24 protein-coding genes and 1 pseudogene are annotated in these 26,910 nt (G+C 64.2%); 15 read left to right on the top strand and 10 right to left on the bottom strand.

Annotated features, from left to right (window positions below; translation table 11 throughout):
• Positions 1-708 (top strand): annotated as a pseudogene (locus tag G8767_RS18640) (hypothetical protein); the annotation flags it as partial.
• A complete protein-coding gene (locus tag G8767_RS18645; RefSeq protein ID WP_166811117.1) occupies positions 705-1,463 on the top strand; it encodes an ESX secretion-associated protein EspG in 759 nt (252 codons plus the stop codon). The pseudogene G8767_RS18640 and the gene G8767_RS18645, both read left to right, overlap by 4 nt.
• Positions 1,464-1,478: 15 nt before the next feature.
• Here G8767_RS18645 and G8767_RS18650 read toward each other — a convergent pair whose 3' ends face one another.
• The 3 genes from G8767_RS18650 to G8767_RS18660 are packed head-to-tail and all read right to left on the bottom strand — an operon-like array spanning position 1,479 to position 5,539.
• Positions 1,479-2,228, bottom strand: a complete 750-nt coding sequence (locus G8767_RS18650; RefSeq protein WP_166811119.1) for an SDR family NAD(P)-dependent oxidoreductase — start codon at positions 2,226-2,228, stop codon at positions 1,479-1,481.
• Between the two features lie 15 nt (positions 2,229-2,243).
• Positions 2,244-4,565 carry an arylsulfatase gene (locus G8767_RS18655; protein ID WP_166811121.1) on the bottom strand — a complete coding sequence of 774 codons (2,322 nt, stop codon included), beginning with the start codon at positions 4,563-4,565 and terminating at the stop codon, positions 2,244-2,246.
• Positions 4,562-5,539: a TauD/TfdA family dioxygenase gene (locus G8767_RS18660; RefSeq protein WP_166811123.1), complete on the bottom strand. Its 978-nt coding sequence runs from the start codon at positions 5,537-5,539 to the stop codon at positions 4,562-4,564. Before G8767_RS18660 ends, G8767_RS18655 begins: the two co-directional genes overlap by 4 nt.
• A 342-nt stretch (positions 5,540-5,881) precedes the next feature.
• Here G8767_RS18660 and G8767_RS18665 point away from each other — a divergent pair, with 342 nt between their 5' ends.
• Positions 5,882-7,153: an ROK family protein gene (locus tag G8767_RS18665; protein WP_095970487.1), complete on the top strand. Its 1,272-nt coding sequence runs from the start codon at positions 5,882-5,884 to the stop codon at positions 7,151-7,153.
• A gap of 15 nt (positions 7,154-7,168) precedes the next feature.
• Here the strand turns inward: G8767_RS18665 and G8767_RS18670 are convergent, their stop codons facing one another.
• Positions 7,169-7,528: a nuclear transport factor 2 family protein gene (locus G8767_RS18670; protein WP_166811125.1), complete on the bottom strand. Its 360-nt coding sequence runs from the start codon at positions 7,526-7,528 to the stop codon at positions 7,169-7,171.
• Between the two features lie 71 nt (positions 7,529-7,599).
• Between G8767_RS18670 and G8767_RS18675 the strand changes: the two genes are divergently transcribed.
• Positions 7,600-8,469, top strand: a complete 870-nt coding sequence (locus G8767_RS18675) for a LysR family transcriptional regulator (protein WP_124568175.1) — start codon at positions 7,600-7,602, stop codon at positions 8,467-8,469.
• Here the strand turns inward: G8767_RS18675 and G8767_RS18680 are convergent.
• The 3 genes from G8767_RS18680 to G8767_RS18690 form a co-directional block, all read right to left on the bottom strand.
• Positions 8,435-9,439, bottom strand: a complete 1,005-nt coding sequence (locus tag G8767_RS18680) for a tocopherol cyclase family protein (RefSeq protein WP_166811127.1) — start codon at positions 9,437-9,439, stop codon at positions 8,435-8,437. The two genes, G8767_RS18675 and G8767_RS18680, sit on opposite strands and share 35 nt — an antisense overlap.
• On the bottom strand, positions 9,436-9,828 hold the full coding sequence (locus G8767_RS18685; RefSeq protein ID WP_042452984.1) for a PaaI family thioesterase: 393 nt from the start codon (positions 9,826-9,828) through the stop codon (positions 9,436-9,438). Before G8767_RS18685 ends, G8767_RS18680 begins: the two co-directional genes overlap by 4 nt.
• Positions 9,829-9,892: 64 nt before the next feature.
• Positions 9,893-10,666, bottom strand: coding sequence for a PIG-L family deacetylase (locus G8767_RS18690; RefSeq protein WP_019744397.1), 774 nt, complete (start codon positions 10,664-10,666; stop codon positions 9,893-9,895).
• Between the two features lie 111 nt (positions 10,667-10,777).
• Between G8767_RS18690 and G8767_RS18695 the strand changes: the two genes are divergently transcribed.
• The 8 genes from G8767_RS18695 (at position 10,778) to G8767_RS18730 (ending at position 19,269) form a co-directional block, all read left to right on the top strand.
• Positions 10,778-12,004 carry an MFS transporter gene (locus G8767_RS18695; RefSeq protein ID WP_166811129.1) on the top strand — a complete coding sequence of 409 codons (1,227 nt, stop codon included), beginning with the start codon at positions 10,778-10,780 and terminating at the stop codon, positions 12,002-12,004.
• Positions 11,950-12,777, top strand: coding sequence for an alpha/beta hydrolase (locus G8767_RS18700; RefSeq protein ID WP_166811132.1), 828 nt, complete (start codon positions 11,950-11,952; stop codon positions 12,775-12,777). The genes G8767_RS18695 and G8767_RS18700 overlap by 55 nt, the downstream gene beginning before the upstream one ends.
• Before the next feature lie 42 nt (positions 12,778-12,819).
• On the top strand, positions 12,820-14,148 hold the full coding sequence (gene mshA, locus G8767_RS18705; protein ID WP_095970485.1) for a D-inositol-3-phosphate glycosyltransferase: 1,329 nt from the start codon (positions 12,820-12,822) through the stop codon (positions 14,146-14,148).
• Positions 14,145-14,642: a YbjN domain-containing protein gene (locus tag G8767_RS18710; protein WP_166811134.1), complete on the top strand. Its 498-nt coding sequence runs from the start codon at positions 14,145-14,147 to the stop codon at positions 14,640-14,642. The genes mshA and G8767_RS18710 overlap by 4 nt, the downstream gene beginning before the upstream one ends.
• A gap of 139 nt (positions 14,643-14,781) precedes the next feature.
• Positions 14,782-16,383: an AMP-binding protein gene (locus tag G8767_RS18715; protein ID WP_095970388.1), complete on the top strand. Its 1,602-nt coding sequence runs from the start codon at positions 14,782-14,784 to the stop codon at positions 16,381-16,383.
• Between the two features lie 46 nt (positions 16,384-16,429).
• Complete coding sequence (locus G8767_RS18720; protein WP_003941992.1) at positions 16,430-17,185, top strand: phosphoglyceromutase; 756 nt, start codon at positions 16,430-16,432, stop codon at positions 17,183-17,185.
• Positions 17,186-17,347: 162 nt separating this feature from the next.
• Complete coding sequence (locus G8767_RS18725) at positions 17,348-18,583, top strand: ATP-binding protein (RefSeq protein WP_019744391.1); 1,236 nt, start codon at positions 17,348-17,350, stop codon at positions 18,581-18,583.
• A complete protein-coding gene (locus tag G8767_RS18730) occupies positions 18,580-19,269 on the top strand; it encodes a response regulator transcription factor (RefSeq protein WP_003942020.1) in 690 nt (229 codons plus the stop codon). Before G8767_RS18725 ends, G8767_RS18730 begins: the two co-directional genes overlap by 4 nt.
• A 74-nt stretch (positions 19,270-19,343) precedes the next feature.
• On the opposite strand, the gene G8767_RS18735 is transcribed toward G8767_RS18730, so the two are convergent.
• A complete protein-coding gene (locus G8767_RS18735; protein ID WP_003941928.1) occupies positions 19,344-20,129 on the bottom strand; it encodes a hypothetical protein in 786 nt (261 codons plus the stop codon).
• Between the two features lie 66 nt (positions 20,130-20,195).
• Here G8767_RS18735 and G8767_RS18740 point away from each other — a divergent pair, with 66 nt between their 5' ends.
• From G8767_RS18740 to G8767_RS18750, 3 genes are read left to right on the top strand one after another with little or no spacing between them, the layout of a single operon-like run.
• The gene (locus tag G8767_RS18740) at positions 20,196-21,146 is read left to right on the top strand and encodes a Ppx/GppA phosphatase family protein (RefSeq protein WP_003941975.1); all 951 of its coding nucleotides are present in this window, start codon (positions 20,196-20,198) and stop codon (positions 21,144-21,146) included.
• Positions 21,146-22,270 carry a hypothetical protein gene (locus tag G8767_RS18745; RefSeq protein ID WP_166811136.1) on the top strand — a complete coding sequence of 375 codons (1,125 nt, stop codon included), beginning with the start codon at positions 21,146-21,148 and terminating at the stop codon, positions 22,268-22,270. The genes G8767_RS18740 and G8767_RS18745 overlap by 1 nt, the downstream gene beginning before the upstream one ends.
• A 7-nt stretch (positions 22,271-22,277) precedes the next feature.
• Complete coding sequence (locus G8767_RS18750) at positions 22,278-23,162, top strand: sugar phosphate isomerase/epimerase (protein WP_095970386.1); 885 nt, start codon at positions 22,278-22,280, stop codon at positions 23,160-23,162.
• On the opposite strand, the gene G8767_RS18755 is transcribed toward G8767_RS18750, so the two are convergent.
• Complete coding sequence (locus G8767_RS18755) at positions 23,142-24,575, bottom strand: HAD-IB family hydrolase (protein WP_166811138.1); 1,434 nt, start codon at positions 24,573-24,575, stop codon at positions 23,142-23,144. The genes G8767_RS18750 and G8767_RS18755 overlap by 21 nt on opposite strands.
• A complete protein-coding gene (locus G8767_RS18760) occupies positions 24,572-26,908 on the bottom strand; it encodes a glycerol-3-phosphate 1-O-acyltransferase (protein WP_166811140.1) in 2,337 nt (778 codons plus the stop codon). Before G8767_RS18760 ends, G8767_RS18755 begins: the two co-directional genes overlap by 4 nt.
• Positions 26,909-26,910: the final 2 nt, after the last annotated feature.

Below are 26,910 nucleotides of genomic sequence, written 5' to 3' on the forward strand. Positions count from 1 at the left end.
GGTGGCGGTGGTTCCGGCGGCGGGAACACGTCGGGTTCGGGGAACGGACTCGGCGCGCCATTTACATCGGGTGGCGGAGTTGGTGGAGGAGCGGACGGTGGAAACTCCGGCGGTGCAAACCCGGCCGGAGACGGTTCCGGTCAGAACCCATCCGGCACCGCTTCCGAACGTGGTGACAACCGTAGCGGCGTTGATGCTCAAGGGAATTCGGGTGCCGATGCTGCCCGGTTCGCAAACGATTCCGGCCCGGCCGGGACTGCCGCGGCACATGCCGGCCCACTGCCGTCCGGTGCATTGCCAGGTGGCCTGGCAGGTGCAACTCCGAATGGTGCCCAGCTCGGTTCCGGAGTGCCTTCAGGCCTCATGGGTAGCGGTTCGGGTGGTGGTTCCGCAGGTGGAATCGGTACCGGCGGCTTCGGGCCTGTCGGAACCGGAGGTGGCGCTCTCGGGCCTGGCGGCTCCGGCGGCTCCGGCGGCCTCGCCGGTGGCGGACGTGGGGGCGTCAACGGAACTGGCGGTACCTCGGCGTCGGGCGCGCAGAGCGGTCGGGGCGCGATGGGTGGCGTCGGCGGCATGGCACCGGGACGCGGACAAGGACACGACGAAGACAACGTTCACGACACCCCCGGCTACCTCGTCACGGTCGAGAACGGCAACGCCCTGATCGGCGACCTGCCCATGGTCTCTCCGGCGGTGTTGGGCGAATGACGACCACGCGGTGGCAGTTCACCGGCCTCGAATTCTCGATCCTCTGGGAAGCGATCGGACGCGACCGACTCCCGTACCCGCTGCGATTTCGTCCGGCGGCCGAAACCATGGACGAGCTGACAGCGCAGCGTCGTCGAGCGGGAGCGCACCTGTCTTGCGTACTCGACGATCGGCTGCATCACGTTCTCGGTGTTCTTGCGAATCCTGATGCTCGCGTGGAGGTTTCCGGTTTTCACGGACAGAGAATGAGCACGGCGACGCGATTGCACGGTGCTGTCGCCGGCGACCTGGGTGTGCTCCTGGCTCAACTGCCCGGCAGGACTGTCGACTGTGGCTCCGACGTGGTTCTCACCGTGGCACGGCCATCGGCAATTCCACGGATGCTCGTCGATCACCTGCCGACCTGCCCCGCCGGATCGGAGCGTGGGGTGAGCATCGAAACGTCGAAACCTAATGGTAAACAGGGTTTTCTGCGCAGTGTCGACGGTGCGCGAGCGAGTGAGGAAGTGAGCAGGATCTTCGGCCCAGAGCGGACCTCGATCGGTGAAGTCACTGTATATCCGGGCGGAGCCGTCGACAGCAGGCCGACCGACGACGGCATGACTTTCCACTGGTACGACTATGCCGGTGACGGTCGGTACATCATCACCGCCGGTGAAACCGTGAGTGCCCGCAGCGCTTCCGCGGAAATGACGGAGGCCGAGATTGCACGCAATCTCGGCCTCGTCCTGCACCGGGCGATTCGGACTGGTTAGCCAGAGTTGTTCGAACTAGCTGGTGGTGCGGTGGAACCGACCGGGGCTTGCCTGATCCCGCGGCTTGACGACGATCTGATCGAGGTTCACGTGTGACGGCCTGGAGGCGACGAAACCGATGATCTCGGCGATGTCCTGCGCCACCAACGGTGTGATTCCCTCGTACACCTTGTCGGCCTTGTCCTGATCACCTTCGAACCGGACGAGTGAGAATTCGGTCTCCACTGCTCCGGGCGCGATTTCGGTCAGACGAACGGGCTTACCCAAGAGTTCACCGCGCAATGTCCGATGAAGGACGGCTTGAGCGTGCTTGGCTGTGGTGTAGCCCGATCCGTTGTCGTATGCCTCCAGCGCTGCTACCGAGGTGATGGTCACGACCAGACCGTCACCCGAATCGATCAGTTTGGGCAGCAGTGTTTTCGTCACACGCAACGTGCCCAGGACATTGGTCTCCCACATCCATCGCCAGTCGTCCAGATCGGCGTCCAGGACCGTCGCCAGGCCCTTCGCACCACCGGCGTTGTTGACCAGCACGTCGACACGGGGGACCACGGCGGCAAATGCGTCGACGGAATCCTCGTCGGTGACGTCGAGTTCGAGCGCGGTACCACCGATCTCCTCGGCGATCTTCTCGAGACGATCGACGCGGCGAGCACCGATCACGACATGGAATCCCTGAGCTGCCAGGGTGCGGGCGGTGGCCTCACCGATTCCGGAGCTGGCTCCGGTGACTACGGCGATGCGGGCATCGGAAGAAATGGTCATGACGCAATCGTAGGGCTAGTCGGCGGCATACTCTGCTTCCCGTTCGATGGATTCGATGTGACGACGCGGCACCTTGACCGGGCCGGGGGTGTAGGTGACGGCGCGCAGCGCGCCGCTGTACCGGAATGGTCCGTGGCGTCGTCGTACTTCCCACGACACAGGCCCTCGGGCGTCGACCCCGACCGAGATGCCGGTCCACGGCGCCATCCCGACCAGTTGTACCTGACCCAGCAGTTGACCGGCGTGGACGCCGTCGACGCTGACGTGGAGGTCCCAGCGCAACCGCGGTACCACCGTCACGGACACGTCGATGCGCTTGGTGCCGACCGCCAACGGGCCCGCATCGACCACGGAGTAGGAACCGAACGCGTTGTACCCGAGATGCAGGTGCCCGTCCTCGACGTACAGAAGATATCCACCCTGCGGATCACCATGGGCAACAAGGACACCGGCGTCGCCTTCGCGGTAGCCGTCGAGTTCGATCGTGATGTCGAAGTCACGGAACCCGATCAGTTTGGATGAGCGGTAGCGCTCGAGTGGAGGCGTTCCGGCAAGTAGTCGCACCGGGTGTGAGAGCGCCTCTTCCTCTGGACGGCGGACCGCGCCGACGGTGTTGCCGAGCAGTGGAAATACGGTGTTCGCCCACGCCGAGTGGTCCCAGGCCTCGGCGAGTTCGCGAACCTTGTCGGGAAACCGTGATGCGAGGTCGTCGAGCTCGGTCGGGTCGGTTCGGACGTCGAACAATTGCCAGTGCGGTTTGTCGATGTCAGCTGGAGCGAGCGCCAGCAGTTTCCATCCGTCCTTGTAGTAGCCGCGGATTCCGGTCACCTCGGTGTACTGCTCGGTGTGGGTACTCGGAGCGGTGGGTGAACGCAGAACCGGCGCGCTCGACGCGCCGTCGAACTCCTTGACAGGAAGCCCGTTTCGCACGGTTGGGGTTTCGATTCCGGCCAGTTCGAGAAGCGTCGGCGTCAGGTCGGTGACATACGCGAACTGGTCGCGGATCCCGTTGTCGCCCGCTTCGGGTTTCAGTCCCGCGGGCCAGGACAGGAGGAAGGGAACACGGATTCCACCGGCAAAGGATTGCCCTTTGTAGAACCGGAAGGGGGTGTTGGACGTCTGCCCCCATCCACGTGGATAGTGCACGCCCAATTCAGGTCCGCCGATGAGGGATTCGTCGTGGGGGACATCGCCGACCCAGTCTGGATCCTGGATATGCGCGAACTGCGCGAAGTAGCTTCGAGTCCCGTCCGAACCGCCCTCGGCGGTGCCGCCGTTGTCCGAGGTGAAGACGATGATCGTGTTGTCGAGCTCGCCCAGTTCGTCCAGGGTGTCGACAATGCGTCCGACGCTCTGATCGATCGAGTCGACCATCGCCGCGTACACCTCCATGTAGCGGGCGAACCGAGACCGCACCTCCGGCGTGAGCGAATCCCATTCGGGCACGTCGAAACCGGGTTCGGAGTTTCGTGGTGCCTGCCGTGTCCCCTCCGGAAAGAGTCCTTGCAGGAGTTGAGAGGCGAACCGCGACTCGCGGATTCGATCCCAGCCCTCGTCGTATCGACCACGGTATTTCGCCTGATCGGCGGGCTTGGCCTGCAACGGTCCGTGCATGGCGACGTGTGCGAAGTAAAGGAAGAACGGCTTGTCCTGATCGTGGGCGCGAAGGTCCTTGATGTACCCGACGGCCTTGTCGGTCAGATCGTCGGTGAGGTAGTAGCCCTCGGGATACTCGTCGACGTCGACCACTGAATTGTCGGAGATCAGTTGATTGGGGTAGTAGAAGGAGTTCAGTCCTTCGAGAGAGCCGTAGTAGCGATCGAATCCGCGCTGAGTCGGCCAGGAGTCACGACTTCGTCCCGGGGCGAGGTTTGCGTCGCGCACGAGATGCCACTTGCCCACCGCATAGGTGGCATAGCCCGCGCCGCGGAGGATTTCGGGGAGTGTCTGTACGTCGTCGGCCAATTCCAGGCGCAGTCCGGGGTATCCCGGATCGGCGTTGGCGACGAATCCGTATCCGGCGCGGTGCGGATTGAGGCCGGTGAGAAGAGCGGCGCGCGACGGCGAGCAGAGGGGCGTCGTGTGATAGTTGGTCATTCGAATACCCTGCGCAGCAAGGCGATCGAGGGTCGGAGTCTCGATCTCGGAGCCGAACGGCCCGATGTCGCTGTATCCCATGTCGTCGATCAGAACCACGACGATGTTGGGTGAGCCGGGAGCCGGGGCCGTGGCGGTGGGCCACGACGGGGTCGAATCGGCTGCAGTGCGGCCGATTCGACCTTCGAAGCCTTCGTAGCCGCGGGCATGCGGCGGAAGGGCGGAATCTGCGTGCGTCATGAGTTGGTCGAGGCACCTTCGATAACCGAGTATTCGGAAGCGTCGCCGGCTATGCTCCGGCTTCGTTCCCCGTGGATGTTGACCGGAATGTCACCGGCAAGTGTGATGCGCTCCAGACGGCGGTACTGGTCGTCGTAGTCGGCGATCGCGTAATGCTGGGTGGCGCGGTTGTCCCAGATCGCGACGTCACCCGCCGCCCAGTTCCATCGCGTCGTGTACTCGAGCTTGATGGCGTGATCCTGCAAGAGCTTGAACACACCGTTCGACTGTTCGGTGCTCAACCCGACGAAGTTCTTGACAAAATGCCCGAGGACGAGCGTGCGCTCTCCGGTTTCGGGGTGGACACGCACCACCGGGTGTTCCGTCTCGAAGTACGTGGACTGGAACTCCTCGCGGTAGGCGGCCGTGCGATCTTCGGTGAGCCGCTCGGCGCTTGTGGCCGCGTAGTCGTAGACGTTCGTGTGACGGGCCCAGAGGTTCTCCGCGAGCGCCTTGAGCGGATCCGGCAGTCCGTTGTACGCGGCTACTCCCGACGCCCACGTGGTGGAACCGCCGTACTCGGGGAGCTGCACCGCACGCAGGATCGAGGCCTTGGGGATGCGATCGACGAAGGTGACGTCGGTGTGCCAGCTGTTGGCCTTGCCCAGGTCCGAATCGATGGGCAGAACTTTTGCGCCGTGCGACTTCACCGTGGGGTGGGCAGTGGTCGGGGTGCCCAGTAGCTGGGCGAACTCGTACTGCGAATCGTTGTCGAGGTGGTCCTGCCCGCGGAAGAAGATCACCTTGTGCTCGAGAAGGGCCTGTCGGATGAGTGAGACCGTCGCCGGGTCGAGGTGCCCGCCGAGAGTGATTCCGTCGATTCGGGCGCCGATATGCGCGCCGAGGGTGGTGACAGTGCCGCGAGCGGCGTCAGCAGCCACCCCGTTCGTTGATGCCGTGTTCGTGAGAGTCGGCTTGGCGAAAGCTGTAGACATGGTGCACCTTTCGTGGGGAGTGTGCCCACCCAAACACGCGAGATTTCGCCACGACAGGGTTGCGTTCAGTGTGATCGTTACCGCACCTGATTTGTGAATCTCGGTGAAGCTGCTACTTTTGGAGCCATGTCGACCGACCAGCCTGCCGCTTTGCGGGTCACCTATGTGACCGCTGCGCTTGGTTCGCGTCTGCCTCTGGCGCGAGAGCTGTGTTGTCGCCGCCGTTCTTTCTGCAGCTAATTTCTGCGCCTTTTCTGTCTATTCCTTCGTATGACCAGTGGAAACGCTGAGTTCTCGGTCGGCAGAGATGTGCGCCTTCTCCTCCTTCTGCAAGGGACAGCCATGTCGACACCCACAATCTCCGCCATTCCGAACATCCGATCGCGAACCGCGCTCTCGGGAACCCGGACCCGAACCCAGATAGTTGCGCCGGAGCTGCGCATTGCCGACGGTCCGTCCGCGACGGTGTTGCGCATTGCTCGATCCCGCGGACCGCTCTCTCGCGATACCGCGGCCAAAGCGTCCGGGCTGAGTATTGCCACCGTGAACCGGCAGGTCACGAGCCTGCTGGACCTCGGGATCCTGCGCGAACGCGCAGACCTGACAGCTTCCGGTGCCATTGGGCGTCCGCGAGTTCCGTTCGAGGTCAATCACGAGCCGTACCTGACCGTCGGCATCCACATCGGTGCCGTCGTCACCAGCATCATCGCCAGCGACATTCGTGGCAAGGTGCTCGGCGCCGTCGAGATCCCGACGCCCGCCACCAACTCCGCTGTCGCGCTTGCCACCATTGCGCGCTCGGCCAAATCGTTCGCCTCGCGGTGGCACAAGCGTCGTCCGCTCGCGGTCGGGGTGGCCATCGGCGGTCGCGTCGATTCGGCTACCGGAGTAGTCGACCACGCGCGCCTGGGGTGGAAGGGCGCCAAAGTCGGATCCATCATCGGAGCCGGCTTGGACCTTCCCGTTTCGGTTGCCGCCCACGTCGAGGCGATGGCGGCGTCGGAACTTCTGCTCAGCACCGACCGCGCCGAGGCCCCGACGCCGGGAACCACCGGGCTCTACTTCTATGCCCGCGAGACTGCCGGTATCGCAATCACTTTCGAAGGGCGAGTGCACACGCCGTCCAGTGGGCCAGGCTCGATCGCACACCTCCCCACCGGTTCGTCGGCACGGTGCACCTGCGGTGCGGTGGGTTGCTTGGAAGCGACGATCAGCGACCGCGCTGTCGTCGCGCAGGCACTGTCTTCGGGCGCAGTGATCCAGGGCAGTGAGCGTGTGACGATCGCGGATGTCTACCGTGCTGCGTCGGCGGGTTCCATTCCGGCGCACGAACTTCTGGTTGATCGAGCACGTGTCCTCGGGCGAACGGTGGCGATGTTGCGTGACCTGTTCAATCCGGATCGGGTGATCCTCGGCGGCCAGGCCTTCACCGACTACCCGGCCGGCGTGCCGCACGTCGCCGAGGCCTTCTCGACGGCATCCTCGTTGGAGCGTAAGGACATTCGGATTACCGGGTTCGGCAATCGGGTTCAGGAATACGCGTCCACCGTCGTGTCGCTGAGTTCCTTGTTCGCCGATCCTGCGGCGGCAATGCGGCGTGCTTCGGCCATCTGACTGCGAAGAGGGCAGTCAGAGTTCCGGACGATCGAGCACCCGCAACCACGAACCGTCGGGCTGGCGGCGTGCCACCTGAGTGCGTCCGCCGGTCCCGTCGGAAGGTTTGGTCGAGGTCATGGCGAGGTCGCCGCTGATTACCGTGGGTAGCGCTTCCTCGACGGTGAATGTCGGTGCTGCGGCCAGCATCTGAGAAATGACGTCTCGGATGGCCGTCCTTCCCACAGTGAGTGACCCGGGTGGAAACGCCATCACGGCGTTTTCCTCGTAGAGTCCGGCGACGGCGTCCGCATCTCCGGCGTTCGCGAACTGGACGAACAATCGGGCGATGTCTTCCGGGGTTTCGGCCTTCTGAGCTTCATGTGTTGTTGTCATGTCTTCCATCTTGCGAGTCTGCCGACGATAAGTCCAAGATCTAGTTTGTCTCGAAGCTAGAATTATCAGTTATGGAACTTCGGCAGCTCGAATACTTCGTCACGGTAGTGGAGGAAGCCAACTTCACTCGCGCCGCCGAGCGGCTTCACGTAGCGCAGCCGGGTGTGAGTGCGCAGGTCAAAAGGCTGGAACGTGAGCTGGGTCAGGAATTGCTCGATCGGAGTGGTCGAACCGTTCGTCTGACCGAGGCCGGGCGAGCTGTCCTCCCACATGCCCACGCTGTGCTTGCGTCCGTTCAGAGCACCCGAGATGTCGTCGACGCCCTGAACGGACTGGTGCGGGGCTCGGTAGCGGTGGGGATGGTCACTGCATGCGCGTCTGCCGACCTGACCGACCTGCTCAGTCGGTTGCACAACAAACACCCCGGTCTGGACATCTCCCTGTCCGAGGACGACTCGCGCAGCTTGCTTGCCGGAGTGTTGGACGGAACCTTCGACATAGCCGTCATCGGGGTGGCGGGCGAACTGCCGGAAGGGCTCGAATCGAGGGTGATCACCGACGAGCGACTGGTAGCCGGAGTGGCAGCGGATCATCCGCTGGCCGAGGTGTCGGCTCTGCCGTTTGCCGAGCTCGCCACGCGATCGGTCATCTGCCTGCCGGAGGGAACCGGAATCAGAACGTGTCTGGACTTCGCGTGTGCCGCGGCCGGCACGAAGCCGACGGTGGCACTCGAGGCAAGCAACCTCGGCATCATCGTGTCCTTGGCCGCTCAGGGGTTGGGAATGGCCGTGATTCCCGAGTCGGCAGTGGGGGAGTTGCATCGGATCGATCTCGAACCGGAAGCGCGGTCTCGGCTGGAATTGGTCTGGCGTGCTTCCGGCGGCAAGAATCCGGCGGCCTCAGCTCTCATCGATCTTGCGAGAGCTGTTCCCGCCGAGTGAGTTCGGCCTGCGCCCGATCCAATCCGCCGTGCTCGAGAGCGGCCAATCGGGACCTGTCCTTCCAGACGATGGTTCCGCGTCGTCGGACGATGACGGACATGGTTCCACCGAGATGCTCGAGCGCTCCGGGCACGTTTCGGCGCTCGGCGGGTATCGGAACAGGAAGTATGTGTGCGTCGGCGATGGGCGCGGTCCCGTCGATGTCGACGCTCCACTTCCTGCTGTAACCCCGAAGCGTCCAGCGGTCGTCGGACACGGTTGTCTCCACCTGTGACGTCAGTGGATTGCCCAGCCGCAATACCGTTCCGTCCGGTAGCGCAGCAACGACGGCGGTGACTTCGGTGCGCAGAGGCCCGGCGCTGACCTGTCCGCCGGCAAACGCCACGCAGGCTCGAGGATCGGTGAACCCCTGTGCCTGTCCCCACCACCAGGATTCCGGGAATCCTCCCTTTCCCCAGTTTTTCTCGGCGTACACCTGCGCTCCGGTGAGATCCCAGCTCTGTCCGTCGATGACGGCGCTTCCCTCGACCCGGCCGCCGAGCAGCCACGGATGCCAGTACTGATTGAGCGCGGGAACTGATTGGAAGTAGCTCGATCCGCCGAAGCGGCGGTGCGGCCAGAATCGCTGATTGCTGATCCGCACGTCGAGGTGGCTGTCGCCGAAATCGACCTGCAGTCGATCGGCGTTACCGCGGAAAACGTTGTCGGCGTAGGCCCCCAGTGTGCGGGGATCCGCCGATCCACGCGGATGTTCGGCGGTACGGAGAAATCCGCCCGGATGCGCCGCGAGACCGAGCGTCGACCAGTTGCCACTGTCGGACTTGTTGATACCGGCGAGCGCGATCACCACCCGTCCGCTGGCTGGCATCGTGAATCGCCAGAAGTAACCCTCCATTGCAACGTCATGGGAGGCAAGCAGATTGCCGTACGGCAGGGTGGCGCCTGAAGCGCGGTACGCGGGAAGTTTCACGGTCCCAGTACTGCCTGTGATGCGGTGACCTGAGCGACGAGGCGGCCTTCGTCGTCGCGAATCTCGGTCACGACCGCGATGGTGCTGCGCCCCGCATGCAAAGGGCGGGCGGTTGCGGTGACCGTGCCCTTGCGGACCCCGCGTGTGAAGACGGTCGACGAACTGGTGGTGGAAGTGCTTGCACCGGGCGGAAGATTGAGGAACGCACAGACGGCGCCGACGCTGTCTGCCAGCGTCATCAAGGCGCCGCCGTGCATTCCGTTGCCGGCGGTGGTGCGGTGGCTGTCCCAATCCAGATGGCCGACAACTTGTTCGGGGGCCGCGCTGTCCAACTGAATTCCGGTGTGAACTGCAAAAGGCATGCTCGCGACAAGTTGTTCGAGGTCCATGCCTACCGATGGTAACGAGCCGCCGAAACCTCCGTCGGGACTTCGGTTTATCGAGGGCGGTGGCTCAGAGGGGAAGGGCGGTTTCGGACAGTCCCTCGGGCGCGTTGCGGCGACGGAACCACTCGGTGCCGAATGCCGCGGCGAGCTGCTCCGTCGGCATTTCGAGGAACGGGCCGAAATCGCCGACCTGCGTTGCGTGCGCGTACATGGCCGCGCGCTTGGACGAGATCACCGAACTGACGTCGACGGCGGTGGTGAGTTGATCTGCCGGAAGCCCGAACGATTCGATGTCCGGCGGCTGCGCCTCCTCGGTCCACTCGGGGTTGGCCTGCATCAGCATCTTCATGTGATCGCGGTTGGTGGACGCCTCGTAGACGAACGGCGTGCCTGCGAGTTCGGCCGCCCGGACGCCGACGTGGTGGACCTGGATGTGATCCGGGTGCCCGTATCCGCCGTTGGGGTCGTAGATGGTCAGGACATCGGCGTTCTCTTCACGAAGTACCTCGGCCAGACGCTCGGCGGCCTTCTCGACGTCGACGTTGCAGAACGCTTCCGGATTCTCGTTCTCGGGCGTACCCACCATCCCCGAATCCGGGTAGTGCAGGGACACGACGCGATTGGCGCCCAACGCGTCGGTGGACGCCTCGAGTTCACGGCTGCGGCGCTGAGCCAACGTCTCGTATTCGTCCAACAGGCCGTCGGGGAATTCACCGAGAGCACCGTCGGTAGCGGTGACGACTACGACGCGGTGACCTGCGTCGGCGGCCATTCTCATCACGCCGCCCGTAGTGAAAACTTCGTCATCGGGATGGGCGTGGAAACACACCAGGACACTCATTCGCGCAATCGTAAGGCAAGTTACCGACAGGTCAACCCGAGCGCACAGTGAAAACGATTTGTCGAGTCGGCCTCGGCTCTGTGAACCTTGTTCAGTGCACGAGAAGCTGACATGAGCGAATCCACCAACAAAGGCCTGTTGAGCGCCTACCGCGAGATCTTTGCCGCCCCCGGATCGGTCGCCTTCTCGGCCGCCGGATTTGTCGCAAGGCTGCCGATCGCCATGATCGGCATCGGAATCGTGACGATGATCTCGCAACTTCGTGGTGACTACGCGCTCGCCGGCGCGCTCGCCGCGGTTTTCGCGCTGTCGTCTGCGATCATCGCGCCCGCCGTCTCGCGTGCGGTCGACCGCTACGGGCAGCGAGCGGTCCTGCCGATTGCCGCAGCCGTGAGCGTCACCGCGATCGGGGCGCTCTTGCTCGCCGTACGGATGGAAGCTCCTGACTGGCTGCTTTTCGTTCTGGTCGTCCCCGGTGGCGCCACCCCGACGATCGGGGCGATGATCCGCGCCAGGTGGGTCGCGATCTACGTCGGAAAACCTCAGCTGCGCACCGCCTTCGCCTTCGAATCGGTGGTGGACGAACTCTGTTTCGTGGCGGGCCCGGTCATCTCGGTGGGCCTGAGTATCGGACTCTTTCCCGAAGCGGGACCGCTGGCGGGACTGATTCTGCTGGTGACCGGGACCTTGCTGTTGGTCATTCAACGTGGAACCGAACCGAAGGTGCACCCGCGTCGACCCGGCCGCGGACGATCGGTTCTCGGTAACCACGTGATGTGGATCGTCATCGTGATCATGGTGATGCTCGGAACGATCTTCGGCGTCATCGACGTCGGTGCCATCGCGTTCACCGAGGAACAGAATTCGCCGGGATCCGCGACGCTGGTCCTTGCGCTGTTCGCCGGCGGTTCGGGAATCGCGGGACTGATCTTCGGGTCGATGCACCCGGCGCGATCGCTGCGCGGTCAGCTGATGATCGCGTCCTCGGCGGTCGCCGTTCTCAGCGTCCCCCTTCTCCTCGTCGGCAACGTGGCCGCACTGGCGGGTGCATATGTGCTCGCGGGCGCGACCATTGCTCCGACCCTCATCATCGCGACGGCCTTGGTCGAGCAGATCGTCCCCCCGGAAAAGCTCACGGAGGGAATGACCCTGACGGTCACCGGCCTCGGCGTCGGCGTGGCGCTCGGGTCTGCGCTGGCCGGACAGCTGATCGATCGTTACGGCGTCCCGTCGGCCTACATGCTCGCCGTCGGCGCCGCAGTCGCAGCCTCTATCGTGACGGCATGTCTATTCGTGAAGCCGTCAGCGTCGACGGCACGTCCATCGTCTATCGAGTAACCGGAAATTCGGCTGGGACCCCGCTGGTGCTGCTGCACGGCTGGGCTCAGTCGTCGCAGTGCTGGGGTGAGCAGGTCCTCGCGGACCTCGCCGCGGACTACCGCCTGATCGCCGTCGATCTGCGCGGCCACGGTTACTCCGATGCGCCTGAATCCGGATACGACGACTCCGCGAACTGGGCCGGCGACGTCGCGGCCGTTCTCGCGGCAGAAGACGTCACCGAGAACGCGATCCTGCTCGGCTGGTCGTACGGCGGACTGGTGATCTGCGATTACCTGGCAGCACACGGAACCGGTGCGGTGGCGGGTGCGGTTCTGGTCGGTGCGATCACCAGCATCGGTCGCGGTGAGAAGGGCGGCAAGGTCGGCTCGGCGATGCGGAGTGCGGTTCCCGGCGCGATGTCCGAAGATCCCCGCGAGGCGATCCGGGCTCTCGGTGCCTTCGGCAACGCGCTCACCGGCCCACCCGAGGGCAAGGGCGCAGCGTCGCAGGCCTTGTTCGGGTACAGCCTCTCGACGCGTCCGCGGGTGCGCGCAGCACTGTTCAATCGTGCCGTCGGTCACGACGAGTTGCTCCGCAGCCTCGACATCCCGGTCCTCGTTCTGCACGGAACCGAGGACTCCGTCGTCGACGTGAGCGCAGGTAAGCACGCCGAGGAACTGATTCCCAAGTCCCAGGCGTCGTACTGGGAAGGCTGCAATCACGGACCGTTCGTGGAGGATCCGACACGATTCGTGTCCGAAGTGCGAGCCTTCATCTCGAGCCTCGGTTAGAGTTCGCGCCCGGTGAGGGGGCAGTATGGAGTGGTGACGCCCATGCACATTTCGCGCCCTCGCCGGGTGGCCGTTCTCTCGGTCCACACCTCGCCATTGGCGCAACCCGGCACCGGTGACGCGGGTGGGATGAACGTCTACGTTCTGCAATCCGCCATTCAGCTCGCCAAACGTGGCGTAGAGGTGGAGATATTCACCCGCGCGACGTCCTCGGCCGACGCACCCGTGGTGGACGCCGCTCCCGGAGTGCGGGTTCGGAACATCGCGGCCGGTCCCTTCGAAGGACTGGACAAGGCAGATCTGCCGACTCAACTGTGTGCCTTCGTCGCGGGAGTTCTGCGGGAGGAAGCGCGTCACGAGCCCGGGTACTACAGCCTGATTCATTCGCACTACTGGTTGTCCGGGCAGGTCGGATGGCTGGCCCGCGACCGCTGGGGCGTGCCCCTCGTACATACCGCCCACACCCTCGCGGCGGTGAAGAATCTGTCGCTGGCCGAGGGGGACACCCCCGAGCCCGCAGCACGTCAGATCGGTGAGCAACAAGTAGTCGCCGAGTCCGATCGCCTGGTCGCCAACACCACCGACGAAGCCAAAGCGCTGCACGAGTTGTACGGCGCAGATCCCACGCGTATCGACGTCGTGGCTCCGGGCGCCGATCTCACCCGCTACCGACCGGGCGATCGCGATTCCGCCCGCGCGTCGTTGGGGTTGAACCCGGGCGAGATCGTCGTGACCTTCGTCGGCCGCATCCAACCGCTCAAAGCGCCGGACGTTCTGCTGCGCGCAGCAGCCGAGGTGATCAGCCGTCGCCCCGGGTTGCCGCTGCGCATCCTCGTTGTCGGCGGGCCGTCCGGAACCGGTCTCGCGCGGCCGGACGTGTTGATCGAACTGGCACGCTCACTGGGCATCACAGCGCAGGTGACGTTCTTGCCGCCGCAGGCGCCGCAGCGTCTCGCCGATGTCTACCGCGCCTCGGATCTGGTTGCGGTGCCGAGCTATTCGGAGTCCTTCGGACTGGTAGCCATCGAAGCTCAGGCCTGCGGAACCCCGGTGATCGCCGCGGATGTCGGCGGACTGGGAGTGGCCGTACGCAACGGTGAGACCGGCCTGCTGGTTCAAGGGCACCGCACCGAAGACTGGGCCGGCGCTCTCGAATCCTTGGTGACAGCGCCGAAACGCTTGGCCGAACTCGCCGCGCAGGCACCGCGTCACGCCGAGAATTTCTCGTGGGAACACACCGCGGACGGTTTGCTCGAGAGCTATCGCAAAGCCGCAGTCAACTACAACAACGGAACCGGTCCCAGCGACTTCTCGCCCCGCCGTGCGCGGGGTCTGTGGCGCCTGCGCCGGACCGGAGGGGTGCGTACATGAGCAGCATTTCGGACACCATCGAGCAGGCTCTCTCGGAGCGTGAACTCGACTTCACCAGAAAAGACGACGCGCATTTCATCGTCGAACTTCCCGGCGAACACAAACTCAAGACGTCGACGCTGCTCACCGTCGGTAATCACGGCGTGCGGGTCGAGGCCTTCGTGTGCCGCAAGGTGGACGAGAACTTCGAAGGCGTCTACAAGTTCCTGCTCAAGCGCAACCGTCGTCTGTACGGAGTGGCCTACACACTCGACAAGGTCGGGGACATCTACCTGGTCGGCAAGATCGCCGAGCATGCCGTGACCGGCGACGAACTGGACCGAGTGCTCGGTCAGGTTCTCGAGGCCGCCGACGGCGATTTCAACGTCATCCTCGAACTCGGTTTCTCCTCGTCGATCAAGCGTGAGTGGGCGTGGCGGGTGTCGCGTGGTGAGTCGCTGGCGAATCTCGAGCCGTTCAAGCACCTCATCGAGGAAGAGCCCGCGCAAAGCTGATCGAACGGGGTGAGACACATCGCGGATGTGTCACGTAAAGTGGCCTTTACTTGTGACTGTCGTCACGGAATAATACTGTTCCCGTGAGTCACAGTAAGTTGGTCACACCACCCCGCCGCGCAACTTTTCGAGGAGCACAGTGAGCTTCAAGAGTCCGTTCCCCGACGTTGAAATCCCCAACCTCAGCGTCTACGACTTCCTGTTCGGAAACACCGACCCCGCAGACCTCGACAAGACGGCATTCGTCGAAGGCAGTTCGGGCGCCGTAACCACATACGCTTCGCTGATCGCGCAGATCAACGGCGTTGCAGGCGCTCTCGCAGCGCGTGGACTCGCCGTCGGCGACGTCGTCGGGCTCCATTCGCCCAACGTCCCGGCCTTCGGTTCGGTCTTCCACGGCATCCTGCGTGCCGGTGGCGTCGCGACCACGATCAACGCGCTCTACACCGCCGAGGACATCGCCAAGCAGCTCACCGATTCCAAGGCCAAGTTCCTCTTCACCGTCTCGCCGCTGCTGCCGCAGGCCAAGGCTGCCGCCGAGCTGGTCGGTATCCCGACCGAGAACGTGTTCGTGCTCGACGGCGCCGAAGGCCATCTGTCGCTGCGAGATCTGCTCGGTGAGGGCGCAGCGGCGCCCGAGGTTTCCTTCGATCCGGCCACCCAGCTCGCGGTGCTGCCGTACTCGTCGGGCACCACCGGCCGGCCCAAGGGCGTCATGCTCACCCATCGCAATCTCGTGGCCAACGTCTGCCAGATCATTCCGCGGATGGGGATCGAGACCGACGACAAGATCCTCGCGGTCCTGCCGTTCTTCCACATCTACGGCATGACGGTGCTGCTCAACGCTGCGCTCTACCGCCGCGCGAGCCTCATCACGATGCCGAAGTTCGATCTCGTCGAGTTCCTACGGATCGTCGCCGAGCAGAAGTCGACGTACATCTTCGTCGCACCGCCCGTTGCCGTCGCGCTGGCCAAGCACCCGCTCGTCGATCAGTACGACCTGTCGAGCGTGCACACCATCTTCTCTGGCGCGGCCCCCCTCGACGCGGCGCTCGGCAAGGCCGTCGCGGACCGTTTGAACTGCCATGTGCGCCAGGGATACGGCATGTCCGAGATGAGCCCCGTCTCGCATGCGATCCCGTTCGATCGTGACGACATCGCACTCGACACCTGCGGTCCGACCATCGCCAACATGGAATGCAAGCTCGTCGACCCGGGAACGGGCGAAGAGGTCGCGTACCCCGCGCTCGGCTCGGACGGCGTCAGCGAGCCCGGGGAACTGTGGTGCAAGGGACCGAACATCATGCTCGGCTACCTCGGCAACGACCAGGCCACCAAGGACACCCTCGACGACGACGGTTACCTGCACACCGGTGACATCGCGACCGTCGACGGCGACGGCGTCGTCAAGATCGTCGACCGCCTCAAGGAACTGATCAAGTACAAGGGCTACCAGGTTCCCCCGGCGGAACTCGAGGCTTTGCTTCTGACACACCCGCAGATCGCAGACGCTGCAGTGATCGGTGTGCTCGACGCCGAAGGCGAAGAGGTTCCGAAGGCATTCGTCGTGCTCCAGGACGGCGCCGAGTTGACCGAAGACGACGTGATCTCGTTCGTCGCCGAGCGCGTCTCACCGCACAAGAAGGTCCGCCAGGTTTCGTTCATCAGCACCGTGCCGAAATCCGCGGCCGGAAAGATCCTCCGCAAGGATCTGCGAACAGCGGAAGTAGCTCCGAGCTGATTTCCAGACAGGGTTGATCAAGAAGGGTTCCGGTACTCGTGCCAGGATGAACGCCATGAGTATCGGAACCCTGGTCCTGCTCCGCCACGGCGAGAGCGAATGGAATGCACTCAATCTGTTCACCGGCTGGGTGGACGTCCACCTGACAGACAAGGGCATGGCCGAAGGCAAGCGCGCCGGCGAACTGCTCGCCGAGCACAACCTCTTGCCTGACGTTCTCTACACATCTCTGCTCCGCCGCGCGATCAGCACGGCCAACCTCGCACTCGACGCCGCCGATCGCCACTGGATCCCGGTGGTCCGCGACTGGCGTCTCAACGAGCGCCACTACGGCGCTCTGCAGGGCAAGAACAAGGCTCAGACCAAGGAAGAGTACGGAAACGAGCAGTTCATGCTCTGGCGTCGTAGCTACGACACCCCGCCGCCCGCCATCGAAGCCGGCAGCGAGTACAGCCAGGACACCGATCCCCGGTACGCGAACCTCGACGAGGTTCCCTTGACCGAGTGCCTGCTCGACGTCGTCAAGCGCCTGATCCCGTACTGGGAGGACACCATCTCGCAGGAGCTGCTCGCCGGCCGGAACGTACTGGTCACGGCGCACGGCAACTCGCTGCGTGCATTGGTCAAGCACCTCGACGGCATCTCGGACGAGGACATCGCGGGCCTGAACATCCCGACCGGAATCCCGCTGCGTTACGACCTCGACGAGAACCTGAAGCCGCTCAATCCCGGCGGCACCTACCTGGATCCGGAGGCCGCAGCTGCCGGCGCCGCCGCGGTGGCGAATCAGGGCGGAAAGTAGCAACCCGATGATGTGCGTCGAGGCCCCCCGAACAGTGTTTTCGGGGGGCCTCGGCCAACAACAGATGAACGACGAACCAACGCCGTCCACCTGGCGGATTACGCGGGCGGGAACGTCCGAACCCGCCGTAACCGACACTTCGCGCGAACGTACGATTGCGCCGTGAGTGTCGTGATTGCAGTGCTGCTGGTCGTGGTCGCCGGCTTGGTCGGCTACCTCGTCGGCGGGGTGCTGGTCCCCAGGCTGTCGTCGCGTCAGAGTCAGCGCTCCGACGAACAGACCGGGCTCACGATGTCCCAGGTTCTGGACCTGATCGTGTTGGCGTCGGAAAGCGGCATCGCCGTCGTCGACGGTTTCCACGACGTCGTGCTCTTCAACCCTCGCGCCGAGGAACTCGGCCTCGTCAAGAATCGTCTGGTCGACGAGCGGGCGTGGCGTGCTGCTCAGGAAGTTCTACGGACGGGCCAAGCCGTCGAGGTCGATCTGACGGCGCAGACCGCTCAGCGCGGCCGCGACAAGATCGCGGTACGTGGCACGGCCCGGTTGCTCAGCAAGGACGATCGCAATTTCGTGGTCCTGTTCGCCGACGACGATTCCGAGCAGGTCCGCATGGAGGCGACGCGACGCGATTTCGTCGCGAACGTCAGCCACGAACTGAAGACGCCGGTCGGTGCGATGAGTTTGCTCGCGGAGGCACTGCTCGAATCTGCTGACGACCCGGAATCGGTGCGGCACTTCGGCGAACGGGTGCTGGGCGAGTCGATTCGTCTGGGCAAGATGGTCACCGAGTTGATCGCACTCTCGCGCCTCCAGGGCGCCGAGAAGCTGCCGGATCTCGACGTGGTCGACGTCGACACCGTGGTGTCCGAGGCACTGTCGAGGTCGAATCTGTCGGCCGAGGCCGCCGGGATCACCGTCACCACCGACCATCCGAGTGGGTTGGAGGTGCTCGGAGATCAGACTCTTCTCGTGACGGCACTGTCCAACCTCATCGAGAACGCTATTGCATACTCGCCCAAGGGTTCTCCGGTGTCCGTCAGTCGGTCGGTACGCGGTGACAATGTCGCGATCGCAGTCACCGATCGAGGAGAAGGTATCGCGAAAGCGGACCAGGAGCGAGTGTTCGAGAGATTCTTCCGCGTGGACAAGGCGCGGTCACGGCAGACCGGCGGAACCGGTCTGGGGCTGGCGATCGTCAAACACGTCGCGGCCAATCACAACGGCTCCATCGAACTGTGGAGCAAACCGGGAACAGGGTCTACCTTCACGTTGCAGATACCGGCACACGTGGAGTCGGACGACGACATCGACTCTGACGACGCGGGAACCGCCGGTTCCACGCGGATCGGCAGACGAGAACAAGGCAGTAGAGAAAACGGCATGGAGGCCAAACGATGACGAGTGTGCTGATCGTGGAGGACGAGGAGTCCTTGGCGGACCCGCTGGCGTTCCTGCTCCGCAAGGAAGGCTTCGAGACCACCATCGTCAACGACGGACCGTCGGCGTTGGCGGAATTCGATCGCTCCGGAGCGGACATCGTCCTGCTCGACCTCATGCTGCCCGGCATGAGCGGCACGGACGTCTGCAAGGCGTTGCGATCGCGTTCGGGCGTTCCCGTCATCATGGTGACGGCGCGTGACAGCGAGATCGACAAGGTCGTCGGCCTGGAACTGGGTGCGGACGACTATGTGACCAAACCGTATTCGGCGCGAGAGCTGATCGCCCGCATCCGTGCGGTGCTGCGCCGCGGGGTGGAGAACGAGGCGGACCTCGCCTCCGACAACGGGGTACTCGAGGCCGGACCGGTACGGATGGACGTCGAGCGCCACGTCGTGCAGGTCGCTGGAAACCCGGTGACGTTGCCGCTCAAGGAGTTCGACCTCCTCGAGTACTTGCTCCGCAACTCCGGCCGGGTGCTGACCCGCGGACAGTTGATCGACCGCGTCTGGGGCGCCGACTACGTCGGTGACACCAAAACCCTTGACGTACACGTGAAGCGGTTGCGTTCGAAGATCGAATCGGATCCGGCCAAGCCGGAACATCTGGTCACGGTCCGTGGATTGGGTTACAAGCTCGAAGCGTGATCTAAGTTCGTCGAGAAGAAATTCAGCCGCTCACACGATCGTGTGAGCGGCTGAATTTATTTGTTCTTGCGGAGTCAGCCCTGAGCTTTGTTCTGAGCGATCGTGGTCGCCGGATGGACTGCTATGAGGCCGAGGCCGGCACGACGCCTGCAGAGGCGAGCCAGCTCGTCGTACGCACGCTTTCCGAGAAGCTCCGTCAGTTCCGGCCCGTAGGACTGCCAGACCTGCCGTTCCCCGACATGAGCGTCAGGGGAGCCGGAGCAGTACCAGGCGAGGTCGTCGCCGCCCTCGCCCCAACCGCGGCGGTCGTACTCGGTGATCGTGGTCTTGAGGATCTGGACGCCGTCCGGTCGGTCGACCCAGTCCTGGGTGCGGCGGATCGGTAGCTGCCAGCACACGTCCGGCTTCACCTCGAGCGGCTCGATGCCCTTCTTGAGCGCCATGGAATGCAGTGCGCAGCCCTCACCGCCGGCAAAACCGGGCCGGTTGAGGAAGATGCACGCACCTTTGTAGCGGCGGGTGCGCAGCGCGGGCTCGTCCTCGAGGTCGTCTTCCTCGACGTATCCCTTCTTGCCGAGACCCTTTTCCATGAACTGCCAGTCTTCGGCTGTGAGCATTTTCACTGACGCGTCGAGCTTGTCCTGATCTTCCTGATCGGAGAGGAAAGCGCCGTGCGAGCAGCAACCGTCGTCCGGGCGGTCGCCGATGATGCCCTGACACGCCGGCGTGCCGAACACGCAGGTCCAATGCGAGAGCAACCACGTCATATCAGCGGAAATGAGGTGTTCGGAGTTATCCGGATCGACAAATTCGACCCATTCGCGCGGGAAATCGAGATCGACCTCGGGGCTCGGAGTCATCTTGTGGGACCGGTCTGGGTTACCTGCTGTCACAAGGGCCGACCGTAGACCCAGTAACGTGGCGATGTGCGACTAGGGGTACTCGACGTCGGAAGCAATACCGTCCATCTATTGGTTGTGGACGCCCATCGGGGCGGCCACCCAACACCCATGAGCTCGACCAAGTCCACGTTGAGGCTGGCAGAGAACACCGACGACCGCGGCGATATCACCACGTCAGGGGCCGATCGGTTGGTGTCGACGGTCTCCGAATTCGCCGGTATCGCCAAGACGTCCGGATGCGAGGAAATGATGGCTTTTGCCACGTCCGCCGTCCGTGACGCCAACAATTCCGAAGCCGTGCTCGCCCGCGTGCGCGCCGAGACCGGAGTCAATCTCGAGGTTCTCTCCGGGGTCGACGAAGCACGGCTGACCTTTCTGGCAGTGCGCCGCTGGTACGGCTGGAGCGCCGGACGCATCCTGAACCTGGACATCGGCGGCGGCTCGCTCGAACTCACCGCAGGTGGTGACGAGGATCCGGACGTCGCCTTCTCACTGCAACTCGGTGCCGGACGGTTGACGCGCGACTGGCTCCAGGCCGATCCGCCGGGCAAGCGCCGCGTCGCCGTCTTGCGCGACTGGCTGGACGCGGAGTTGGTCGGACCAGCCAAGGAACTGCGCGCGGCCGGCGACTGGGACCGCACGGTCGGGACCTCGAAGACCTTCCGATCGTTGGCTCGGCTCACCGGCGCGGCCCCTTCTGCCGCAGGCCCCCGGGCGAAACGGACCCTGACTTCCAGCGGACTCAGGCAACTCATAGCCTTCATATCCAGGATGACGGCAGCGGACCGTGCAGAATTGGAAGGAGTGAGCTCGGATCGGTCACAGCAGATTGTGGCCGGCGCGCTCATCGCAGAGGCAACCATGCGGGCGCTCGGAGTGGACGAACTGGAAATTTGTCCCTGGGCATTGCGTGAGGGTCTGATTCTGCGAAAGCTCGACACAGAAATGGGCGGTGAATTGGTGGTGAGTGCTTGATGACCGAGGACAGTCAGCAGATTTCCGTAGCGGAACTGCTCAAGCGGAACGGTCAGAGCGTCGAATCCCGAGGTGGACGACGTCGGCGCGGCGTAGCCGGTGGCATCTCCGTCGCAGAACTGACGGGTGAGATCCCGATCGTTCGCCAGTCGGGATCGCGCGCCGCCGCCGAGCCCGAGTCGGACGAAGCAGCAGCCCAGCCTGAAGCCGCTGCGCCAGAAAACGCTGCACCTTCTGCGCCGGCCGAGGCTGTCGCGGAAACCGCCAAGTCAGCCGAACCGGCACCGAAGGTTCCCGCCGACCGCACCGCAGCCTTCGCCGTCTCGTTCGATGACGATGACGACGATGACGACGAGCCGCAGACACCCAAGGCCGAGTCGAAGCCGGCCGCGCCGCCGGTCACCACTCCGAAGCCGACTTCCACACCGTCTCCGGGACAGACCTCGAAGTCCTCGCCCGGACAGTGGGTGAGCCGAGCGCCGCTCAACTCCTCCTCGCCGACGCAGGTAACGCAGGAACCAGCCCTGCTGTCGGGTCAGACCCTGGCGGGCGACCTGATGCGTCAGGAGCGCGCCGCAACCCAGTCGCCGTCGTTGCGTCCGCCGATCCTGCCGCCGCGTGTCCCGACTCCCGTCGCCAAGGCACCCACACCGACTGCTCCTGCTCCGGCCGCGCCGGAAGAGAGCACCGAACTGATCGACAAGATCGCAGACGCGGATGCCGGCGAGGCCGAATCGACCGCCGTGGTCGATCTGGTCAAGGCGACGGTGGTCGCTGACGGTGCGCCAAAGTCCACTGCCGTCGCCGAGTCCGAGACCGACATGGAAGCCGAACCGGCAGCGGAAGAGGCCGGCGAGCGTAACTCGATCCGTGAATGGGCAGTGCTTGCCGGTCAGGTGGTTGTTGCACTGATCGTCGGCGGCGCGATGTTCAAGGGTTTCGAGAAGCTGTGGGACATGCTGCCGTGGGTGGCGTTGGTGCTCGCGCTGATCGTGATCGTCGGCTTGGTGGCCGTCGTGCGGGTTCTGCGCAAGACGGACGACATCACGAGTTTCGTGATCGCGGTGGTTGTCGGCATGATCGTGACGCTCGGTCCACTGGCGTTCTTGTTGACCTCGGGTTGATCGGACGATGATCGGGGGATCGCAGCGCATGGTTCGTCGGCCGATAGCCGTCGGTTTGTCGACGGCCTCGGTGTATCCGGAGAACACGGAAGCAGCATTTCGCTACGCCGCCGATCTCGGATACGACGGTGTCGAGCTGATGGTGTGGGCCGAATCCGTCAGTCAGGACATCGGTGCTGTTGCTGCCCTCGTTCGCAAGTACGCGATTCCGGTGCAGGCCGTGCATGCGCCGTGTCTGCTGATTTCGCAGCGCGTGTGGGGTTCCGATCCGGTCGAGAAGCTCGAGCGTTCGGTACGCACGGCCGAAACCTTGGGCGCGACGACGGTGGTCGTCCACCCGCCGTTCCGGTGGCAGCGCAAGTACGCCGAAGGCTTCGCGGAACAAGTTGTCGATCTCGAATCGAAGAGCAGCGTCGTGGTGGCGGTGGAGAACATGTTCCCCATGCGCGCCGACAGCTTCTTCGGTGGCAAGGACAAGTCCGCGGAGCGTCTGCGTAAACGTGGCGGTCCCGGGGCAGCGTTGTCCGCATTCAGCCCGTCGTACGACCCGACCGATTCCGATCACGCTCACTACACACTCGATCTGTCGCACACCGCGACGGCGGGCATGGACGCTTTGGAGTTGGCCTCCCGGATGGGCAAGGGCCTCGAGCACCTGCACCTGGCCGACGGCCGAGGGGCGTCGATGGACGAGCACCTGATTCCTGGACACGGTTCACAGCCGTGCGCGGAGTTGTGTCGGCAATTGGCTGCGAGCGACTTCAGCGGCCAGGCTGTCATCGAGATCAACACTCAAAATGCGCGTACCCGTCGGGAGCGGTCGTCGATGCTGGCGCAGGCGCTCGCGTTTGCACGCGAGCACCTGGCACGCTCAGCGGTGGCCGGCAAGTAGCGCAGCTTCGAACTGCGCGCGCACCTTCTCGACGTGTGCGTCGAGGTCTTTGGTCTCCCAGCCTTCGGTGGAGATGGGATCGAGCACCGAGACGTAGACCGGACCGGGATGGGCGACAAGCGAATTGCGCCACATCCGTTCGCCCGCGTTGTGAATCACCACGGGCACGATCGGCACACCGGCCTGGATCGCCAAGTGGAAGCCGCCCTTCTTGAACGGGCCCAGGCGTGGCGTCGGAGAACGGGTGCCCTCCGGAGCGATGACTATCGAGACACCATTCTTCAGCTTGTCGACTGCCGGTTGCAGCGCAGCCTTCGCCTTTGTGGTGTCGGTGCGGTCGATGTAGGCGACGTCGAGCAGTGCACCGACGGGCATGAACCGTGGATCGCTTGCCGCTTCCTTCTTCGCGACGCCGGTCACGTCCCGCTTGATGACGGTGCCGAGGACCAACATGTCCAGGGAACTTTGATGATTGAACATGAACACCGCCGGGCGGTGATCCCACACGTTGTGCTCGCCGTCGATCTCGACGTCGATGCCGAGCAGTGAGAGTGAGATGTCGGGGCCGTACGTGCCCACCAGGTTCGCACCCAGTTGACGGTTGCCGGTGACGATGCCTGCCGACGCACCGAGGGCGGCGGTGGCAGCAAGCGCGCCCATGGCCGTCGCCGTTCGGATCGTCGAGATCGGTGTTGCGCCTCGTTGCGGTTTACGCAGGCTGACCGAAGGCCAGTGATTGCGCAACGCGATCTTGGCCAGACCACGATCGGGGTTCAACGCGACAGGTCGCCCGACGGCCTCGAGCATGAACACGTCTTCGACACCGTTGGAGTACGCAAACGCGTTCTTCAAGTCGGCGCCCATCTTCTCGGCATAGCCCGCAAGGGCATCGGCCTTGGCCGGCCCCCACAGAGCGGGCGAGGACAGTTCGCCGGTGAGCATGCCGTCGACGACTTCGGGCTCGGTGCACAGCACATCTTCGATATCGAGATCTTCGGCGACGTACTTGGCTTGGAACGGAGTCGCCGACGTGGCCATCACGATCGTGTGGCCGGCTCGCCGGTGCGCCGCCAGTAGTCCACGGGCTTCCGGGTAGATCATCGCGGCGATCTCCTGCTTGAACAACCGTCGGCCCCAGTCGTTCAGTTCCTCGACGGTACGGCCGCCCAGGGCGCGCACGCCGATGTCCATCAACGCTCCGACATCAGCGCCGCGGAACTGGGTGTCGATCGCGGCACCGGTGGTGCGCAACAATTCGCCGACGCTGATATCCAAGCGTCGCAGGCGGTCTCGATAGACGACGCTGGCCGAATATCCACTGATCAAGGTGCCGTCGAGGTCGAAGGCGGCGATCGTTCCGGGCCCGGGAGGGGCGGCTTCGATGGCGGAGTGCAGACGCTCGAGTCCGGTCACAGTCCTACTTCCTCGTTCGCGGCGGGCGCTCGGTTTGCTTCGGGAATGGTGACTACTGCAGCGGCGTCGGGCACCGGCATGGCCACCTGATCGAGCCGTGCATGCGCGAGCGCTCGGAGGTGGCGCAGACGCTCGACCTGAACCTTGATTTCCGCGGCGAATGCCAGGCGCCTGGCCCGGACGCCGTCGTCGTCGACTTCGATCAGGTTCCGGTTGCGCGCCAAATTCAGTGCAGTGGCGAACAATTCACCGGAAACCGATTCGTTGCTGGCGATCTGCTGCCGTAGGCGACGCTGATGTGCGACGTCGATGCAGTTGCTGACGAAGGACTTCTCGTCGAACGACGTCGAAATCGGGGCAAGCACAAGCTGATCGGCGACAACCTGGTACGCCTCGAGAAACGGTTGGAGCACACGGTGCGCGAGGTACGGCCGCACCGACTCGATCATGTGCTCGGTTCGTTTGTCGTCGGCCATGACGGTTTCCCAATCGGGATCGATCAGGGTCAGCTCGGTCCGCATCTCCTGCTCGAAGGTGTCCCGATCGCTGAAGAAGAACTCGAATTTCAACAGATCGCGGATGCGCTTGGCCTCGGCCCAACCGTCCCCGATGGGATCCTCGAACCGTTCTTCGACGGCTGCCTGCAGTACGAGTTCGGTGATGGCACGCACGACGAGAAAGTGAATTGTGTTGTTGCGGTAGAAGGCAGCGACAAGGTGCTGGTCCTTGCCGAGGTAGAAGACCTGCTCGCCGCCGCGATCGAAGCGCTCGAGGACACCGGAATCGACGTGTGTCTGCAACGCCTTCTCGATGACGCGCGGATCGGACAGTTCGACGTCGCCGGCGATCGGAAGATTTCGCGCGGTGATGTACCCGAACAGCGGCGTGAGGATCGCGGTGAGCTCACGAACGGTCAACGCCCGGTCTTCGATTCCGAGGAACGCCAGCATCGCAAGCGAAGACACGGTCACCGGTGTGACCTCGTTGATGCGGTGACACACCTCGATGCCGGCCTTTTGAATGGCGAGGCGCTGATCGGTTTCCTGGCTGAGTGCGTCCGCAAGTGAGAGCGGCCGGCCGATGGTCACGTGTGCGACACCGTTCCGTTTTCCCTGTGCGCGTACGTAACCCACCATCCAGCGCAGGCCTTCCGGTGTCTTCTCGGCGCCGAGAGCCTCCGCAGCCATGGCCCCGACCTCGTAGAGCTGGTCGTAGCTCAGCGCGACCGGGACGAGATACACGTCGGATGCGCCGCTGACCTGAAAGGCCTTGGTCAGGTAGGTCAGGAGACCGAAGCGCGGCGGGCGTAATTTCCCGGTACGCCCGCGCCCACCTTCGATGTACCACTCCAGATTGAAGCGCTTGGTCAGCAGGTAGCGCATGTACTCGTGCATCGACCACTTGTAGACCTCGTCGTTGCCGATGCTTCGACGAATGAAGACGGTGCCGCTGCGCTTGAGGATCGAGCCCATGGGCCAGAAGCTGATGTTGAGGCCGCCCATGACGTGATTGAGCGGCAAGCCGTTCGCGATCAACGCCGGGCGCAGGACGAGGGGATCGAGGTACGAACGGTGACTGGGGAGGAAGACCAGTGAGTGTTCCTTGTTCAGCTCACGGAGTTCCTCGAACCGGCTCGTGTCCACGTCGAGCTTGTAGGCGCGAGCGAAATAGCGCCCCAGACGATCCCACACCGCGATGGCTTGGCGACTCTGGGTGGCAACCATTTCTTCGAGAGCTTCACGCGCGCGGCGGTCGACTTCGGCGACGGCGATGTTCAAGCGGTCGGCCAGAGCCATGACCTCGGTGGCGAACCGGCGGGTGTCGGTGATCTCGTCGACGACGAACCGCGACACCTTGTACTGGCCACCCAGAAGGCCCAATTCGGCACGCTCGAGCGCCAGGGCGGCCTGCCGTCGGATGAACTCGGGTAGCGAACCGCCACCGCTCTTTTCGAGACGACGCTCGAGATCGCTCAGTGGCGCCGGCTCGCCTTCGATGACCTGGCACCGTGACGGGTCGGTGCGCAGAGTTCTGCGTTGTGCGCCGCGTCCGGGGTGGAGAGGATCGCGTGGTGCCAGTGCGTCACGCAGTCGCACCGCGACGTTGTGCTTGGTATGGGTGTCCGGAATCCACACCACGCGAAGCGGCGCGAGCATCGGGTCGTCGGTCCGTGCCGCCAGTTCGGCCAGAGTCTTGTCGGTGATGTTGACGGTGACCGGCCGAGTTTCGGATGCGGTCGCCTTGTCGGCGAGCCACTTTCGCAGCACTCCGGCTTCGGCCTCTGTCATGGTTTCGGTGAGGTACACGCGCGGGTTGGTCGTGTTTTCGCTCATGA

This window comes from Rhodococcus sp. IC4_135, from assembly GCF_011602025.1.
Lineage (GTDB): Bacteria > Actinomycetota > Actinomycetes > Mycobacteriales > Mycobacteriaceae > Rhodococcus_F > Rhodococcus_F baikonurensis.

Bases quoted from the DNA above. Each gene is read 5' to 3' on its own strand.
- G8767_RS18760 (WP_166811140.1), bottom strand. From the start codon at position 26,908: ATGAGCGAAAACACGACCAACCCGCGCGTGTACCTCACCGAAACCATG.
- G8767_RS18720 (WP_003941992.1), top strand. From the start codon at position 16,430: ATGAACGCCATGAGTATCGGAACCCTGGTCCTGCTCCGCCACGGCGAG.
- G8767_RS18745 (WP_166811136.1), top strand. From the start codon at position 21,146: ATGACCGAGGACAGTCAGCAGATTTCCGTAGCGGAACTGCTCAAGCGG.
- G8767_RS18685 (WP_042452984.1), bottom strand. From the start codon at position 9,828: ATGGACCTCGAACAACTTGTCGCGAGCATGCCTTTTGCAGTTCACACC.
- G8767_RS18660 (WP_166811123.1), bottom strand. From the start codon at position 5,539: ATGTCTACAGCTTTCGCCAAGCCGACTCTCACGAACACGGCATCAACG.
- mshA (WP_095970485.1), top strand. From the start codon at position 12,820: ATGCACATTTCGCGCCCTCGCCGGGTGGCCGTTCTCTCGGTCCACACC.
- G8767_RS18650 (WP_166811119.1), bottom strand. From the start codon at position 2,228: ATGACCATTTCTTCCGATGCCCGCATCGCCGTAGTCACCGGAGCCAGC.
- G8767_RS18700 (WP_166811132.1), top strand. From the start codon at position 11,950: ATGTCTATTCGTGAAGCCGTCAGCGTCGACGGCACGTCCATCGTCTAT.
- G8767_RS18665 (WP_095970487.1), top strand. From the start codon at position 5,882: ATGTCGACACCCACAATCTCCGCCATTCCGAACATCCGATCGCGAACC.
- G8767_RS18670 (WP_166811125.1), bottom strand. From the start codon at position 7,528: ATGACAACAACACATGAAGCTCAGAAGGCCGAAACCCCGGAAGACATC.
- G8767_RS18730 (WP_003942020.1), top strand. From the start codon at position 18,580: ATGACGAGTGTGCTGATCGTGGAGGACGAGGAGTCCTTGGCGGACCCG.
- G8767_RS18690 (WP_019744397.1), bottom strand. From the start codon at position 10,666: ATGAGTGTCCTGGTGTGTTTCCACGCCCATCCCGATGACGAAGTTTTC.
- G8767_RS18655 (WP_166811121.1), bottom strand. From the start codon at position 4,565: ATGACGCACGCAGATTCCGCCCTTCCGCCGCATGCCCGCGGCTACGAA.
- G8767_RS18645 (WP_166811117.1), top strand. From the start codon at position 705: ATGACGACCACGCGGTGGCAGTTCACCGGCCTCGAATTCTCGATCCTC.
- G8767_RS18675 (WP_124568175.1), top strand. From the start codon at position 7,600: ATGGAACTTCGGCAGCTCGAATACTTCGTCACGGTAGTGGAGGAAGCC.
- G8767_RS18695 (WP_166811129.1), top strand. From the start codon at position 10,778: ATGAGCGAATCCACCAACAAAGGCCTGTTGAGCGCCTACCGCGAGATC.
- G8767_RS18710 (WP_166811134.1), top strand. From the start codon at position 14,145: ATGAGCAGCATTTCGGACACCATCGAGCAGGCTCTCTCGGAGCGTGAA.
- G8767_RS18750 (WP_095970386.1), top strand. From the start codon at position 22,278: ATGATCGGGGGATCGCAGCGCATGGTTCGTCGGCCGATAGCCGTCGGT.
- G8767_RS18735 (WP_003941928.1), bottom strand. From the start codon at position 20,129: ATGACTCCGAGCCCCGAGGTCGATCTCGATTTCCCGCGCGAATGGGTC.